Raw genomic sequence first — 15,533 nt, 5'->3', positions numbered from 1 at the left:
GTGACGACGATGACGGAAGGGTCCGTACGCGAGTTCAAGATGCCCGACGTGGGCGAGGGACTCACCGAGGCGGAGATCCTCAAGTGGTACGTGCAGGTCGGTGACCGGGTCGCCGACGGCCAGGTGGTGTGCGAGGTCGAGACGGCGAAGGCCGCCGTCGAACTGCCCATCCCCTACGACGGCGTGGTCCGCGAGCTGCGCTTCCCCGAGGGCACCACGGTCGACGTGGGCACGCCCATCATCACGGTGGACGTGGGGGGCGGCACCGCCCCCGAGGCCCCCGCCGCACCGGAGGCTCCCGCCGAGGCCGCGCCCCAGGACGGGGCCGGATCCGGTTCCGGGGCCGACGAGGAGGCCAAGCCGGCGGGCCGCCAGCCGGTGCTGGTCGGTTACGGGGTGGCGACCTCCTCCACCCGCCGCCGCCCCCGCAAGACCCCCGAGGCCGCCGCCGCGCAGCAGGCCGCCGCCGCGGTCCAGTCCGAGCTGAACGGGCACGGGCCCGCCCCGGCCACCCGGGAGCGCCCGCTGGCCAAGCCGCCGGTGCGCAAGCTCGCCAAGGACCTGGGCGTCGACCTGGCCACGGTCACCCCGACCGGCCCGGACGGGATCGTCACCCGCGAGGACGTGCACGCCGCCGCCGCGCCCCGGCAGCGGACCGCGGAGCCGGTGACCGAGCCGGTGACCGGGCCCGCGGCCGAGCCGGCGGCCGGGGCCCCGGCCCGCCCGGTGTCCGCGCCCGCGCCGGTGTCGTACGACACCGCCCGGGAGACCCGGATCCCGGTCAAGGGCGTCCGCAAGGCGACGGCCGCGGCGATGGTCTCCTCGGCGTTCACCGCGCCGCACGTCACAGAGTTCGTGACGGTCGACGTGACCCGCACCATGAAGCTGGTCGAGGAGCTGCGGCAGGACAAGGAGTTCGCGGGCCTGCGGGTCAACCCGCTGCTGCTGATCGCCAAGGCCCTGCTGGTGGCGATCCGCCGGCACCCGGAGATCAACGCCTCCTGGGACGAGGCCGCCCAGGAGATCGTGGTCAAGCACTACGTCAACCTGGGCATCGCCGCCGCCACCCCCCGGGGCCTGCTGGTGCCCAACATCAAGGACGCGCACGCCAAGACGCTGCCGGAGCTGGCCGAGGCGCTCGGCGAGCTGGTGTCCACCGCGCGGGAGGGCCGTACCTCCCCGGCGGCGATGCAGGGCGGCACGGTGACCATCACCAACGTAGGCGTCTTCGGCGTCGACACCGGCACGCCGATCCTCAACCCCGGCGAGTCCGCGATCCTCGCGGTCGGCGCGATCAAGCCCCAGCCGTGGGTGCACAAGGGCAAGGTGAAGCCCCGTCAGGTCACCACCCTGGCGCTGAGCTTCGACCACCGGCTGGTCGACGGGGAGCTGGGCTCGAAGGTGCTCGCCGATGTCGCGGCGATCCTGGAGCAGCCCAAGCGGCTCATCACCTGGGCGTGAACGACGGAGGCGGTCCACCCCGGCCGGGGTGGACCGCCTCAGCGCACGAGCGCGAGCCGCCGGACCGCGCGCGCCGTGCCGCGCGCGGTACCGCGTACCGGATCACGTTGCGACCCGCGTATCGAACCGAGCGTCGCGTCGCGCCGCGTACCGTCGTCGTGCCGTGCGTCGTACCGTGCGTCAGATCTTGCCGAAGCCGTAGTTCATCAGCTTCTTCGCGTCCGTGCTGCGCTGCGTGGACGACGAGGAGGCGAGCACGGTGCCGATGACCGTCTTGCCGTTCCGGGTGGCGGCGAAGACCAGGCAGTACTTGGCCTCCGGGCCGGAGCCCGTCTTCACGCCGATGGTGCCGCTGTAGCTGCCGAGCAGCGTGTTGGTGTTGGTCCAGGGCGCCATGGTGCGGGTGCCGCCGCTCTTGGTGACCGTCTTGGCCGTGTACTTCTTGGTCTTGACGATCGAGCGGAACGTGGAGTTCTTCATCGCGCTGCTGGCGATCTTCGTCAGGTCGCGCGGCGTGGAGTAGTTGCTGCCGTTGCCGATCCCGTCGAACGAGTCGAAGTGGGTGTTCTTCAGCTTCAGGCTCTTGGCGGCGGCGTTCATCTTGCCGATGAACGACTTCACCCGCGCCGACCGCGTCGAGCCCTTGCCGAACTTGTCGGCGAGCGCGTACGCGGCGTCGCAGCCGGACGGCAGCATCAGCGCGTACAGCAACTGCTTGACGGTGACCTTGTCGCCCACGATCAGCCGGGCGGACGAGGCGTTCTTGGAGACGATGTAGTCGCTGTACGCCTTCTGGATCGTCACCTTGCTGTTCAGGTTCAGATTCGACTGCGAGAGCACCACCTTCGCCGTCATGATCTTGGTGGTGGAGCCGGTGGAACGCCGGGTGTCCGCCGCCTTGGTGAAGAGCGACTTGCCGTTCGCGTTGTTCATCACGTAGCCGCCCTTGGCCACGATGCTGGGCGCGCTGGCGGCCTGCGCGGGCGCCGTCGAGAGGGCACCGGTCGCCAGCACGGCACCGGTGGTCATGGCGACGGCGGTGGCCCTGCGGACGCGGACGCCCTGAATGCCGATGTTCAAGTTCATTACCCCGATTGTGTCGAATGCCCCTGCGGTACGGCCCAGTTGAGCTCTGGACAGCATGGGGCCGCGTCAGTGCGACTCGTCAAGGGGACGGATGGTTGTACTGAGGCGGACGAAGCTTTACGTGGCGGTCCGCATCGTGGACGGGGCACCTCATGCGTCCCTGTTGTATCTATCCTGTGGTCATGAGCCTGGCCGTGAAGCAACCACCCGCCGCCGACCGCGTCTACACCCACGTCAAACAAGGCGTCCTGGAGCGCCGCTACGAAGGCGGCACCCTGCTCACGGAGGGCGAACTCGCCGAGGCCGTGGGCGTCTCCCGCACACCGGTGCGCGAGGCGCTGCTGAGGCTGGAGGTGGAGGGCCTGATCCGGCTCTACCCGAAGAAGGGCGCCCTGGTGCTGCCGGTCTCCGCGCAGGAGATCGCGGACGTGGTGGAGACCCGGCTGCTGGTCGAGGAGCACGCCGCCCGCAAGGCCGTACCCGCCCCGCCCGGACTGATCGAACGGCTGACGGGGCTGCTGGCCCGGCAGCGGGAGCAGGCCGCCGCCGGCGACTTCGCGGCCGCCGCCGTCACCGACCGCTGCTTCCACGCCGAGATCGTCCGCAGCGGCGGCAACGAGATCCTCTCCCGGCTCTACGACCAGCTCCGCGACCGGCAGTTGCGCATGGGCGTCGCCGTGATGCACTCCCACCCCGACCGGATCGCCAAGACCCTCGCCGAGCACGGGGAGATCCTCGACGCGCTGCGCGCCGGGGACGCGGAGGCCGCCGTCGCCGTCGTCCGCCGGCACGTCGGCTGGTTCTCGCACCTGGCCCGGGGGGAGGTCCGATGAGCGCCCCCGTCGGCCTGCCCGGCGATCCCCCGGGCGGCCGGCGCGCCGTCGCCGTCTGGGGCATCGGCGTCGCCGTCTACTTCGTCGCCGTCATCTTCCGTACCTCCCTCGGCGTCGCCGGCCTGGACGCCGCCGACCGCTTCCACGTGGGCGCCTCCGCGCTGTCGACCTTCTCCATCCTGCAGTTGCTGGTCTACGCGGGGATGCAGATACCCGTCGGCCTGCTCGTCGACCGGCTCGGCACCAAGAAGGTGCTGGGCATCGGCGTGGTGCTGTTCACCCTGGGCCAGCTCGGCTTCGCGTTCTCCCCCTCGTACGGCACGGCGCTCCTCTCCCGGGCGCTGCTGGGCTGCGGCGACGCGATGACCTTCATCAGCGTGCTGCGGCTGGGCACCCGCTGGTTCCCGGCCCGGCGCGGGCCGCTGGTCGCGCAGTTGGCCGGGCTGGCCGGCATGGCCGGCAACCTGGTCTCCACCCTGGTCATCGCCCGGCTGCTGCACGGCATCGGCTGGACGGCGGCGTTCGCGGGCAGCGCGCTCGCCGGGGTGGTCGTCCTCGTCCTGCTGCTGCTCTTCCTGAAGGACCACCCCGAGGGGCACGCGCCGCCGGCGCCGCGGCACCAGGGCGCGGCCTACGTACGGCGGCAGATCGCCGCGTCCTGGCGGGAGCCGGGGACGCGGCTGGGGATGTGGGTGCACTTCACCACCCAGTTCCCGGCGATGGTCTTCCTGCTGCTGTGGGGCCTGCCGTTCCTGGTCGAGGCGCAGGGGCTGTCCCGCGCCACCGCCGGTGACCTGCTCACCCTGGTGGTGCTCTCCAACATGCTGGTCGGCCTGGTGTACGGCCAGGTGGTCGCCCGGCACCACGGGGCGCGGCTGCCGCTGGCGCTCGGGACGGTGGCGGCGTCGGCGCTGCTGTGGGCGGCGACGCTGGCGTACCCCGGCGAGCACGCGCCGATGTGGCTGCTGATCGTGCTCTGCGCGGTGCTGGGGGCGTGCGGGCCGGCGTCGATGATCGGGTTCGACTTCTCGCGGCCGGCCAATCCGCCGGAGCGGCAGGGCACGGCGTCCGGGATCACCAACATGGGCGGGTTCGTGGCGTCCATGACCACGCTGCTGGCGGTCGGGGTGCTGCTGGACGCGACCGGGGACGACTACGCCGTGGCGTTCTCCTCCGTGTTCGTGCTCCAGGCGGTGGGGATCAGCCAGATCCTGAGGCTGCGGCGGCGGGCGGCCCGCCGGGAGCGCGAGCGGCTGGTCGCGAGCCGGGTGGAGACGGTGCACGTGCCGGTGTAGACGGCCCGGCCCCGGGTCGGCGCGGAGGCCGGGCGGTCCGGCGCGGCCGGGCACGGGCGCGCCCCCAGGCCGCTCTCACGGCACTGGGGGAGGCACGGGAGGCACGGGAGGCACCGCCCCGCCCGCGGCTAGGGCGTCACCGTGAAGTGCCGCAGGATCGCCGCCGCCAGGTCCGGGTCGCCCTCCGCCTTGACCCGGTCGGAGACCGCCTCCGGCGTCACCCGGCCGCAGGCCAGCCGGACGTACGTCTCCCAGTCCAGGGTGAGGGTGGCGGCCGGGCCGAGCGCCGGGGCCGTCTCCAGGGTGCCGCGGCCCTGGATGTCGACGCGGATGGTGCGCAGGAACTCGACCGGGCCGTGCACGTCGAAGACGATGGCCGAGCTGCGGGGCGCGTCCGCCTTGTCGGCGACGATGCGCGGCAGCTCGGCGAGCAGCACGTCACGGGCGACGTAGGCGCCGGGGGAGTCCAGGTTGCCGGGGTGGCCGAGGGCGGTGCGCAGGTCCTGCTCGTGCACCCACACGTCGAAGGCGTGCCGGCGCATGGACTCCTCCAGGGTCAGCTCGGTGCCGAGCGGGCCGCGGACCTTGGTGCCGGGGTCACGGGAGTCGTTGCGCAGTTGCCGGTTGCGCCGGATGATCATGTACTCCAGCTCGGCGGTCATCTCGGGCGCCGTGTGGTGGCGGCGGACGTCGACCTGCATCTCCATGTAGCGCTGGTGGTCGTTGGTGACGTGGAACAGGTCGCGCGGGAGGGTGTGGATGGGCCGGGGGTCGCCGAGCATCTCCGAGTCGAGGCCGATGACGTGCGAGACGATGTCCCGCACCGACCATCCCGGGCACGGCGTCCGGCGGTTCCACTCTGCCTCCACAAGCGGCTGGACCAGCTCGGATATCGCCTCGATGGAGTGAGTCCAGGCGTCGGCGTAGGGCTGGAGGGTGGGATGCAGACTCACGGAACGGGACCCCTCGGCGGTCGGTACACGGGCGGTTGTGGCGGCGTTGCCAGTGGGAGGTGGCTGCGATCGGCGGCGGTTCGGCGGGCGTCTCGAACTCCCCCATCCCTCGGCTGCGCTCGAAACGGGGTGGCCCACAAAGTTACGCTGCTGTGCGGCACCCCGGCAGTGCTTTCGTGTGACGATCGTAGGCCCGTGTTGACGACTCGAATGCCAGGACGGTGGTAGTGTGCGCGCCGCTTTGATCCAAATCGCCGTGAACGAGGACGAAACAGCCGAAGAACGCCGTCGCAGGGCGGCGTCCCTGGTGATCGCGCAGGCGGGCGCCGACCTGGTGGTGCTGCCGGAGCTGTGGACCACCGGCGCGTTCGCCTTCGGGGCGTTCGACGCCGGGGCGGAGCCGCTGCACGGGCCGACGTACGAGGCCATGGCGAAGGCGGCGAGCGACGCGGGCGTGTGGCTGCACGCGGGCTCGATCCCCGAGCGCGCCGAGGACGGCACCCTCTTCAACACCTCCCTCGTCCTCTCCCCCTCCGGCGACCTGGCCGCCGCCTACCGCAAGATCCACCGGTTCGGCTTCGACCAGGGCGAGGCCGTGCTGATGGGCGCCGGGACCGACCTGGTGACCGTGCCGCTGCCCGGCACCACCCTCGGTGTGGCGACCTGCTACGACCTCCGTTTCCCCGAACTCTTCCGCGGTCTCGTCGACGCCGGCGCCGAGACCCTCGTGATCCCGGCGGGCTGGCCGGAGCGCCGCCGGTCCCACTGGACGCTCCTGGCACAGGCACGGGCGGTGGAGAACCAGGCGTTCGTCCTCGCGTGTGGAACGGCCGGGACGCACGCGGGAGTTCCGCAGGCCGGTCACTCGATCGTGGTCGATCCCTGGGGCGAGGTGCTCGCGGAGGCCGGCGCGGACGAGGAGGTCCTGACGGTCGAGTTCGACCCGGCGACGGTCGCGGCCACCCGGGACCGCTTCCCGGCCCTGAAGGACCGGGTCCTGGGCCTGCCGGCGCCGCGGACCCCGCGGCCGTAGGCGGCCGTAGGGCGTCCGTACGGCCTCCGCGGGCCCCGCAAGGCGTAGGCCGTGCGGCCCCTACCCCTACCCCTCCTACTCCTCCTCCCCCTCCCGCTCCTTCTCCGCCAGGTGGATCACGCACACCGTCAGCGCCAGCAGCAGCGCCGGGTCCGCGTCGTCCCGTACGACGTCCAGGCCGTAGGTGTCCCGGACGGTCAGCCACCGCCGGGAGACCACGGCCAGCAGCTCGCCGTCGAACTCGATGGCGAACTCCCGGTCGAGGATCTTGCCGCTGATGTCCAGCTCGTTGCCGTCGGCGAGGTCGACCCGGTAGTGGTTGCGCAGCAGGGAGAGCCGCTTGCGCCGGACGGTGGCCAGGGGCTCGCCGGCCCGCTCGATCACCATGGTGTCGCGCAGCGCGAACATCTTCTGGTGGATGCCGATCAGGACCCGCCCCTGGGTGTCCTTCAGCTCCCAGGTGTCCCGCAGCCGCAGCGCCTTGCCGTCGACGAGGAACACCTTGGCGCCCTGGTCGTCCTCGATCCAGTAGTCGTCGCCGAACCCGAGGAGCCGGTCGTACACGAGGAATCTCATGCGGTGATCGCTTCCCCGGCACCCCGGCCGAAACGCCGGCGGTAGGCCGAGGGGCTGAGCCCCGTCTCACGCCGCAGCCGCGCCCGCAGATTGGCCGCGGTGCCCAGGCCGCTGCGGGTGGCCACCACGTCGAGCCGCTGCTCACCGCGTTCGATCAGACGCCGCGCGAGGGTGACGCGCTCGGCCGTCAGCCAGGCGAGCGGCGTCGTCCCCAGTTGCGCCCGGAACCGCCGGTGCAGGGTGGCCGGGGACACCGCCGCGCGGGCCGCCAGGTCCGTCACCGTCATGGGCTCGCCGAGGTGCTCCCGCGCCCACGCCAGCAGCGGGGCCAGCGACTCGTCCGGCACGTCCGGTACCGGCCGCTCCACGAACTGCCGCTGGCCGCCGTCCCGGTGGGCGGCGAAGACCAGCCGCCGGGAGACGGCGTTGGCGACCTCGGCGCCGTGGTCCCGGCGCCAGATGTGCAGCCCGAGGTCCAGCGCCGCCGCGCTGCCCGCCGCGGTGAGCACGTCGCCCTCGTCCACGAACAGGACGTCCGGTTCCAGCAGCACACGCGGGTGCAGTTGCCGGAAGGCGTCGGCCCACATCCAGTGGGTCGCGGCCCGCCGCCTGTCCAGCAGCCCGGCCTCGGCGAGCGCGAAGCTGCCGGTGCACAGGCTGACGATCCGGGCGCCACGCGCGTGTGCGCGCCGGATGGCGTCCAGGACGTCCGGCCCGCGCGGGACGACGTTGTCCGGCCGGCCGGGAACGACGAGGGTGTCCGCGGTGTCCACGGCGTCCAGACCGGGCAGGCCGGCGAGGGTGAGGAAGCCGTGGTTCATCCGGATCCCGGGCCGCGGCCCGCACACCGTCACCTCGTACCAGGGCACCGCCCGTCCCAGCTCCGGCCGGGGCAGCCCGAACAGCTCGGTGGCGCAGCCGACCTCGAACGGGTTGATGCCCTCGTCCAGTCGGCGACCGCCACGACGAGGTGCCGGACCACGTGGACGCCACCTCGGGACACGCGCTCGGCTGACTGTCGGTGGCGGGTGGCACCCTTGTGCCATGAGCGATTCCTCCCCGGCGCCGACCGCCCGCCGTGCCCGCGTCCGTGCCCCCGAGCTGATCGGCAAGGGCGGCTGGCTGAACACGGGCGGCACCCAGTACAGCCTCGCCGACCTGCGCGGACGCATCGTCGTGCTCGACTTCTGGACCTTCTGCTGCATCAACTGCCTGCACGTCCTCGACGAGCTGCGGGAGCTGGAGGAGAAGCACCGGGACACGGTGGTGATCGTCGGGGTGCACTCGCCGAAGTTCGTGCATGAGGCGGAGCACGCGGCGGTGGTCGACGCGGTCGAGCGGTACGGGGTGGAGCACCCGGTGCTGGACGACCCGGAGCTGGCCACCTGGAAGCAGTACGCGGTGCGGGCGTGGCCGACGCTGGTCGTCATCGACCCGGAGGGTTACGTGGTCGCCCAGCACGCGGGCGAGGGGCACGCGCACGCGATCGAGCGGCTGGTGACGGAGCTGGAGGCGGAGCACGAGGCGAAGGGCACACTGCGCCGCGGCGACGGGCCGTACGTGCCGCCGGAGCCGGAGCCGACCGTGCTGCGCTTCCCCGGCAAGGCGCTGCTGCTGCCCTCCGGGAGCTTCCTGGTCAGTGACACCACCCGGCACCAGGTGGTGGAGCTGGCCGCGGACGGGGAGAGCGTGCTGCGGCGCATCGGGTCGGGGGCGCGCGGGTTCGCGGACGGCTCCGCCGAGGCGGCGGCGTTCAACGAGCCGCAAGGGCTGGCCCTGCTGCCGGACGGCTCGGTGGTGGTCGCCGACACCGTCAATCACGCGCTGCGCCGGCTCGACCCCGGCACCGGCGAGGTGACGACCCTGGCCGGCACCGGCCGGCAGTGGATGCAGGGCGACGCCACGGCGGGCCCGGCCCGTGAGGTCAGCCTCTCCTCGCCGTGGGACGTGGCCTGGTGGGAGGGCCGGGTGTGGATCGCCATGGCCGGCGTCCACCAGTTGTGGGCGTACGACCCGGCCGACGGCACGGTCGCCGTCACCGCCGGGACGACCAACGAGGGGCTGGTGGACGGGCCGGGCGGCGAGGCGTGGTTCGCGCAGCCGTCGGGGCTCGCGGCGACGCCCGAGCGGCTCTGGCTCGCCGACTCCGAGACCTCCGCGCTGCGCTGGGTCGAGCCGGACGGAAGCGTGCACACGGCCGTGGGCACCGGGCTGTTCGACTTCGGGCACCGGGACGGCGACGCGGGGCAGGCGCTGCTCCAGCACCCGCTGGGCGTCACCGCGCTGCCGGACGGCTCGGTCGCGGTCAGCGACACGTACAACCACGCGCTGCGCCGCTACGACCCGGCGAGCGGCGAGGTGACCACGCTCGCCACGGACCTGCGCGAGCCCAGCGACGCCGTGCTGGTCGGCGAGGACATCGTGGTGGTGGAGTCGGCCCGGCACCGGCTGACCCGGCTGCGGCTGCCCGAGGAGGCGGTCCGGGTGGCGGGCGTCGCCCACCGCACCCAGCGCGCGGCGACCGACGTGGCCCCCGGCACGCTGAGGCTGGAGGTGGTCTTCCAGCCGCCCGCCGGTCAGAAGCTGGACACGCGGTACGGCCCGTCGACCCGGCTGCTGGTGTCGGCCACGCCGCCCGAGCTGCTGCTGCGCGGCGAGGGCGCGGGGACCGAGCTGTCCCGCGCCCTCGAACTCGACCCCGCCGTGCCGGAGGGCGTCCTGCACGTCTCCGCGATGGCCGCGTCCTGCGACGACGACCCGGCCAACGAGTATCCGGCGTGCCATGTGCACCAGCAGGACTGGGGCGTGCCCGTCCGGCTGGCCGAGGGCGCGCCGGACCGGCTGCCGCTGGTGCTGGCCGGGCTGGACGCCTGACCCGCGCCGGGGTCAGACGCCGTAGCCGTTGCCGTAGCCGTCGCGGTGGTGGGGAGCCGTCTCGTCGACGACCGGGGTCGTCGGCGGCACCATCACGCGCCGGCGGCGGGCGATGCTGCTGAAGGTCGCGACGCCGATCAGGCCGACGATCATGAAGATGACGCCGACCAGGTCGAGGTTGACCCCCTGCATGTCCCAGTCGGTCGCGAACGTGAGGATGGCTCCCACGGCGATGAGGATGATGCATCCGCCGAGGCCCATGAGTGTCGCCTCCCTGTCGGTCCGGTCTGTCCGGTCGTTCCGGTCGATCCGGCTCCGTTCGGGTACCCCGGGTGCCAACACCCATGCGGCGCCGGGCACTTCCGGCCGCGCCGACCGCCCTCGGCTCAGCCCTGGAGGAACGCCACCAGCGCGTTGGCCAGCAGGTACGGGTCGTCGGCGCCGCACAGTTCGCGGGCGCTGTGCATCGACAGGATGGCCGCGCCGATGTCCACCGTGGCGATGCCGTGCCGGGCGGCGGTGATCGGGCCGATCGTCGTACCGCACGGCATGGAGTTGTTGGAGACGAACGACTGGAAGGGCACGCCCGCCTTCTCGCAGGCGGCGGCGAACACCGCGCGGCCCGAACCGTCCGTGGCGTACCGGTTGTTGACGTTGACCTTCAGCAACGGGCCGCCGTTCAGGCGCGGGTGGTGCGTCGGGTCGTGCCGCTCGGCGTAGTTGGGGTGCACCGCGTGGCCGGTGTCGGAGGAGAGGCAGACGGTGTCGGCGAAGGAGCGGGCCCGGTCCTCGTAGCCGCCGCCGCGGGCGAACACCGAGCGTTCCAGCACGGTGCCGAGCAGCGGGCCGTCCGCGCCGGTGTCCGACTGGGAGCCGGTCTCCTCGTGGTCGAAGGCGGCGAGCACGGGGACGTACGGCAGCGGGTCCCCGGCGGTGGCGACGGCGGCCAGCGCGGCCACCCCGGCGTGCACGGAGAGCAGGTTGTCCATCCGGGGACCGGCGACCAGCTCCCGGTCCCGGCCGAGGTAGGCCGGCGGTTCCACGGAGTGGGTCATCAGGTCCCAGCCGGCCACCGAACCGGCGTCCAGGCCGGCCTCCTCCTCCAGGAAGGCGATCAGGTCGCCGTCGCGGACGGTCTCGGCGAGGCCCCAGACGGGCTGGAGGTGGCGCTGCTTGTCGAGCTTGAGGCCGTCCCCGGTGACGTTCCGGTCCAGGTGGATGGCGAGCTGGGGGACGCGCAGCAGGGGGCGGTCCACGTCGACCAGCCGGGTGGAGCCGTCGCGCAGGGTGAGCCGGCCGGCCAGGCCGAGGTCGCGGTCGAGCCAGGAGTTGAGCAGCGGGCCGCCGTACAGCTCCACGGCGACCTGGCGCCAGCCGTGCGCCCCGCTGTCCGGGCGGGGCTTGACCCGCAGGTTGGGGGAGTCGGTGTGCGCCCCGACGATCCGGTACGGGGTGTGCGGCGCGGCGCCCTCGGGGACGTACCAGGCGATGATCGCGCCGCCGCGCAGCACGTACTTGCCGCCGGTGCCGCCGTCCCAGGCGTCCGTCTCCGCGACCTGCCGGAATCCGGCCTTCTCCAGGCGGGCGGCGGCGTTCGCCACGGCGTGGTACGGCGTGGGGCTCGCCGCCAGGAAGGACATCAGGTCGTCGGTGTGCCCGCGGTCGAAGCGGGAGGGGCTGCTGCTCATGCCAGCCACCATAAGGCGCCCCGCCTCGGTGGCGGGTCGGGGTTCGGTGAAGGTCCGCGGCACCGCCACCCGGGCAGGGCGGACGGCCGGCGCGGCGCCCGCACCGGCCGGTCCGCCCTGCGGACGCCCAGGACGGACGGCCCAGGACGCGGACGCCCAGGGCGGACGGCCCAGGACACGGGCGCCCAGGGCGGACGGCCCAAGACGCGGACGTCCAGGACGGACGGCCCAGGACACGGACGCCCGTGACGGACGGCCCAGGACGCGGACGCCCAGGGCGGACGGCCCAAGACGCCGACGCCCGTGACGGACGGCCCAGGACGCGGACGCCCAGGACGGACGGCCCAAGACGCGGACGCCTACGACAGAAGGCCCGCGGCCCGCTGTCCCAGGCGTCCGTCGACCGCAGACCTAGAACGCCGCCTCGTCCAGCTCCATCAGGTCCAGCTCGACGCCCTGGGCGACCTTGCGGGCCAGGGTGACGCCGGGCAGGACGTTGGCGGCGAAGAACTTCGCCGCGGCGATCTTGCCGGTGTAGAACGCCTGGTCCTTCGCGGAGGCCGTCGGCAGCTTCTCGGCGGCCACCGCGGCGCCCTTGAGCAGCAGGTAGCCGACGATCACGTCACCGGAGGCGAGCAGCAGGCGGGTGGTGTTGAGCCCGACCTTGTAGATGTTCTTGACGTCCTGCTCGGTGGCGGCCAGGTCGGTGAGCATGTGGCCGACGATGGCCTCCAGCTCGACGGCGGCCTTGGCCAGGTGCTCGCGGGCGGGGGCCAGGTCCTGGCCGCCGGTGCCCAGGGCGAGGAACTTCTTGATGTCCTCGGCGAGCGAGTTCAGCGCGGCGCCCTGGTTGCGGACGATCTTGCGGAAGAAGAAGTCCTGGCCCTGGATGGCCGTGGTGCCCTCGTACAGGGTGTCGATCTTGGAGTCCCGGATGTACTGCTCGACCGGGTACTCCTGGAGGAAGCCGGAACCGCCGAAGGTCTGAAGGGACTGGGCGAGCTGCTCGTACGCCTTCTCCGAGCCGTAGCCCTTGACGATGGGCAGCAGCAGGTCGTTGAGGGCGTGCTCGGCGGAGGCGTCCTCGCCGTTGGCCTCCTTGACCTGGATGTCGTCCTGGACGGCGGCGGTGTACATCACCAGGGCGCGCATGCCCTCGGCGTACGCCTTCTGCGTCATCAGCGAGCGGCGCACGTCGGGGTGGTGGGTGATGGTGACCTTGGGCGCGGTCTTGTCCATGAAGTTGGCCAGGTCGGGGCCCTGGACGCGCTCCTTGGCGTACTCCAGCGCGTTGAGGTAACCCGTCGACAGGGTGGAGATCGCCTTCGTGCCGACCATCATGCGGGCGAACTCGATGATGCGGAACATCTGGCGGATGCCGTCGTGCTTGTCGCCGATCAGCCAGCCCTTGGCGGGGTGGCGGTCGCCGAAGGTCATCTCGCAGGTGTTGGAGACCTTCAGGCCCATCTTGTGCTCGACGTTGGTGGCGTAGACGCCGTTGCGCTCGCCCAGCTCGCCGGTCTCGAAGTCGAAGAGGTACTTGGGGACGAGGAAGAGGGAGAGCCCCTTGGTGCCGGGGCCGGCGCCCTCCGGGCGGGCCAGCACGTAGTGGAGGATGTTCTCCGACATGTCGTGCTCACCGGAGGTGATGAAGCGCTTCACGCCCTCGATGTGCCAGGAGCCGTCCTCCTGCTGCACGGCCTTGGTGCGGCCGGCGCCCACGTCCGAGCCGGCGTCCGGCTCGGTGAGGACCATGGTGGAGCCCCACTGCTTCTCCACGGCGATCTTCGCGATGTGCTTCTGTACGTCGTTGCCCTCGTCGAAGAGGATGCCCGCGAAGGCCGGGCCGGAGGAGTACATCCACACGGCCGGGTTGGCGCCCAGGATCAGCTCCGCGTAGGCCCAGATCAGGGAGCGGGGCGAGGTGGTGCCGCCGATCTCCTCGGGCAGGCCGAGCCGCCAGTACTCGGAGTCCATGAACGCCTGGTAGCTCTTCTTGAAGGAGGCCGGGACCGGCGCGGTGTTCGTCTCGGGGTCGAAGACCGGCGGGTTGCGGTCGGCGTCCGCGAAGGACTCCGCCAGGTCGTTCTCGGCCAGGCGGGTCATCTCCTCGAGGATGCTCCGGGCGGTGTCGACGTCCATCTCCGCGAACGGGCCGGTGCCGTACAGCTTGTCGCGGCCGAGCACCTCGAAGAGGTTGAACTCGATGTCCCGGAGATTCGGCTTGTAGTGCCCCATGGCGACGGCTCCGTTGAGAGATCGGCGAGGCACTGACTCCTCGCACCTGTGTCACGTACCAGCAAGTAGCTACGATGATGCTACCCGTCGGTAATAAGCCGCAACCCCGACCGCTCCATCTGTGACTCTTCACTCGCTAGTCTTTGCGGCATGTACGGCTACGACCAGACCGCGGGACCGCAGCAGCAGTACGCCCCGCCCCAGCAGCCGATGTCCGGCGGATACGGGCAGCAGCCGCCGCTGTACCCGGAGCCGTCACCGCCCTCGCTCGCGGACGCGGTGCGCGCGTTCACCACCGGGCAGATGGCCGCCGAGGACTTCCAGCAGATCTTCGCGACCTCCAAGGTCTACTGCCCGCGCGGCGACAACCCCGGGTTCCTCGCCCTGCACAACACCCAGCAGCCGGTGATCCCTATGTTCACCACGCTCAAGGAGCTGCGCCGGTACGCGGGCAAGGAGTCCAAGTACTTCGTGATCACCGGCGCCGAGGTGCTCGATCTGCTGCCGACGGGGTACGGCTTCGTCCTCGACATGGAGGGTGAGCACCGGATGGTCTTCGACGCCACCGCCGTCGAACAAATGGTCGATTTCGCGATGCGCCGCATGTACGGCTGAGACGTGCCGAGGCGGCCGAGCGGTCGTGGAGCGGAGCCGAGCCCGGGGGGAATGCCCTCCGGGCTCACGTGGTTCTGGGTAGCAAGAAGTTCAACGCTCAACTAAAGTGGGTCGTACGCCGCCCTAGGAGGATCGACGGCGTCTTCGACCACCAGGACAGCCACGGCGGCGGCGGCACCATCACCAACGGCGACACCCAGTGGATGACGGCCGGCTCCGGCCTGCTGCACATCGAGGCGCCGCCGGAGTCCCTGGTCATGTCCGGCGGCCTGTTCCACGGGCTCCAGCTCTGGGTGAACCTGCCGGCCAAGGACAAGATGATGGCCCCCCGCTACCAGGACATCCGCAGCGGCAGCGTGCAACTGCTCACCTCCCCCGACGGCGGCGCGCTGCTGCGGGTCATCGCCGGTGAGCTGGACGGCCACGAGGGACCGGGCATCACCCACACGCCGATCACCATGGTCCACGCCACCCTCGCGCCCGGCGCCGAGATCACCCTGCCCTGGCGGGAGGAGTTCAACGGCCTGGCGTACGTGATGGCCGGGCGCGGCAGCGTCGGTGCCGAGCGGCGCCCGATCCGGCTGGGGCAGACCGCCGTCTTCGGCGCCGGTTCCTCGCTGACCGTCCGCGCGGACGAGAAGCAGGACTCCCACACCCCCGACCTGGAGGTCGTCCTGCTCGGCGGCCGGCCGATCCGGGAGCCCATGGTCCACTACGGGCCGTTCGTCATGAACACCCGTGACGAACTCCAGCAGGCGTTCGAGGACTTCCAGAAGGGCCGGCTCGGCTCGGTCCCGGCGGTGCACGGCATGTCGGCCGCCGGACCGCAGGACTGACAGCGCGTCACCCGGGCGGGCCGCCTCGACGGGACGGCCCGCCCG

Annotated in this window: 14 protein-coding genes; 7 read left to right on the top strand and 7 right to left on the bottom strand. The window is 72.2% G+C overall.

The window, feature by feature from the left end; translation table 11 throughout:
• Positions 1–1,461, top strand: coding sequence for a dihydrolipoamide acetyltransferase family protein (locus tag IE316_RS05845; protein WP_190203040.1), 1,461 nt, complete (start codon positions 1–3; stop codon positions 1,459–1,461).
• A gap of 180 nt (positions 1,462–1,641) precedes the next feature.
• Here IE316_RS05845 and IE316_RS05840 read toward each other — a convergent pair whose 3' ends face one another.
• The gene (locus tag IE316_RS05840) at positions 1,642–2,541 is read right to left on the bottom strand and encodes a D-alanyl-D-alanine carboxypeptidase family protein (RefSeq protein ID WP_373311095.1); all 900 of its coding nucleotides are present in this window, start codon (positions 2,539–2,541) and stop codon (positions 1,642–1,644) included.
• Positions 2,542–2,729: 188 nt separating this feature from the next.
• Here IE316_RS05840 and IE316_RS05835 point away from each other — a divergent pair, with 188 nt between their 5' ends.
• Together IE316_RS05835 and IE316_RS05830 are read left to right on the top strand one after the other, a co-directional pair.
• Positions 2,730–3,380 carry a GntR family transcriptional regulator gene (locus IE316_RS05835; RefSeq protein WP_190203038.1) on the top strand — a complete coding sequence of 217 codons (651 nt, stop codon included), beginning with the start codon at positions 2,730–2,732 and terminating at the stop codon, positions 3,378–3,380.
• Positions 3,377–4,675: an MFS transporter gene (locus IE316_RS05830; protein WP_190203037.1), complete on the top strand. Its 1,299-nt coding sequence runs from the start codon at positions 3,377–3,379 to the stop codon at positions 4,673–4,675. Before IE316_RS05835 ends, IE316_RS05830 begins: the two co-directional genes overlap by 4 nt.
• A 128-nt stretch (positions 4,676–4,803) precedes the next feature.
• Here the strand turns inward: IE316_RS05830 and IE316_RS05825 are convergent, their stop codons facing one another.
• Positions 4,804–5,628 carry a maleylpyruvate isomerase family mycothiol-dependent enzyme gene (locus IE316_RS05825; RefSeq protein WP_190203036.1) on the bottom strand — a complete coding sequence of 275 codons (825 nt, stop codon included), beginning with the start codon at positions 5,626–5,628 and terminating at the stop codon, positions 4,804–4,806.
• A gap of 229 nt (positions 5,629–5,857) precedes the next feature.
• Here IE316_RS05825 and IE316_RS05820 point away from each other — a divergent pair, with 229 nt between their 5' ends.
• The gene (locus tag IE316_RS05820; RefSeq protein WP_190203035.1) at positions 5,858–6,661 is read left to right on the top strand and encodes a carbon-nitrogen family hydrolase; all 804 of its coding nucleotides are present in this window, start codon (positions 5,858–5,860) and stop codon (positions 6,659–6,661) included.
• A gap of 75 nt (positions 6,662–6,736) precedes the next feature.
• Here IE316_RS05820 and IE316_RS05815 read toward each other — a convergent pair whose 3' ends face one another.
• The gene (locus IE316_RS05815) at positions 6,737–7,237 is read right to left on the bottom strand and encodes an LURP-one-related/scramblase family protein (RefSeq protein WP_190203034.1); all 501 of its coding nucleotides are present in this window, start codon (positions 7,235–7,237) and stop codon (positions 6,737–6,739) included.
• On the bottom strand, positions 7,234–8,058 hold the full coding sequence (locus tag IE316_RS05810; RefSeq protein ID WP_373311081.1) for a helix-turn-helix domain-containing protein: 825 nt from the start codon (positions 8,056–8,058) through the stop codon (positions 7,234–7,236). The genes IE316_RS05815 and IE316_RS05810 overlap by 4 nt, the downstream gene beginning before the upstream one ends.
• A 223-nt stretch (positions 8,059–8,281) precedes the next feature.
• Here IE316_RS05810 and IE316_RS05805 point away from each other — a divergent pair, with 223 nt between their 5' ends.
• Positions 8,282–10,111 (top strand): NHL domain-containing thioredoxin family protein, encoded by a 1,830-nt coding sequence (locus tag IE316_RS05805; protein ID WP_190203032.1) that lies wholly within the window; start codon positions 8,282–8,284, stop codon positions 10,109–10,111.
• A 12-nt stretch (positions 10,112–10,123) separates the two neighbouring features.
• On the opposite strand, the gene IE316_RS05800 is transcribed toward IE316_RS05805, so the two are convergent.
• The 3 genes from IE316_RS05800 to IE316_RS05790 all read right to left on the bottom strand — a co-directional run bounded on the left by IE316_RS05800 (position 10,124) and on the right by IE316_RS05790 (position 14,037).
• Positions 10,124–10,372 carry a DUF6458 family protein gene (locus tag IE316_RS05800; protein ID WP_190203031.1) on the bottom strand — a complete coding sequence of 83 codons (249 nt, stop codon included), beginning with the start codon at positions 10,370–10,372 and terminating at the stop codon, positions 10,124–10,126.
• Between the two features lie 125 nt (positions 10,373–10,497).
• Positions 10,498–11,799, bottom strand: a complete 1,302-nt coding sequence (locus tag IE316_RS05795; RefSeq protein ID WP_190203030.1) for a M18 family aminopeptidase — start codon at positions 11,797–11,799, stop codon at positions 10,498–10,500.
• A gap of 411 nt (positions 11,800–12,210) precedes the next feature.
• Positions 12,211–14,037, bottom strand: coding sequence for an acyl-CoA dehydrogenase (locus IE316_RS05790; RefSeq protein WP_190203029.1), 1,827 nt, complete (start codon positions 14,035–14,037; stop codon positions 12,211–12,213).
• Between the two features lie 150 nt (positions 14,038–14,187).
• Between IE316_RS05790 and IE316_RS05785 the strand changes: the two genes are divergently transcribed.
• Together IE316_RS05785 and IE316_RS05780 are read left to right on the top strand one after the other, a co-directional pair.
• On the top strand, positions 14,188–14,652 hold the full coding sequence (locus IE316_RS05785) for an SseB family protein (protein ID WP_190203028.1): 465 nt from the start codon (positions 14,188–14,190) through the stop codon (positions 14,650–14,652).
• Positions 14,653–14,726: 74 nt separating this feature from the next.
• Entirely contained in the window at positions 14,727–15,488 is a 762-nt protein-coding gene (locus tag IE316_RS05780; protein ID WP_229910231.1) for a pirin family protein, read from the top strand.
• Positions 15,489–15,533 lie beyond the last annotated feature (45 nt).

This window comes from Streptomyces fumanus, assembly GCF_014655295.1.
Lineage (GTDB): Bacteria > Actinomycetota > Actinomycetes > Streptomycetales > Streptomycetaceae > Streptomyces > Streptomyces fumanus.
Note: the sequence above shows the minus strand (reverse complement) of the source record. Positions and strands in the feature narration are given on the sequence as shown.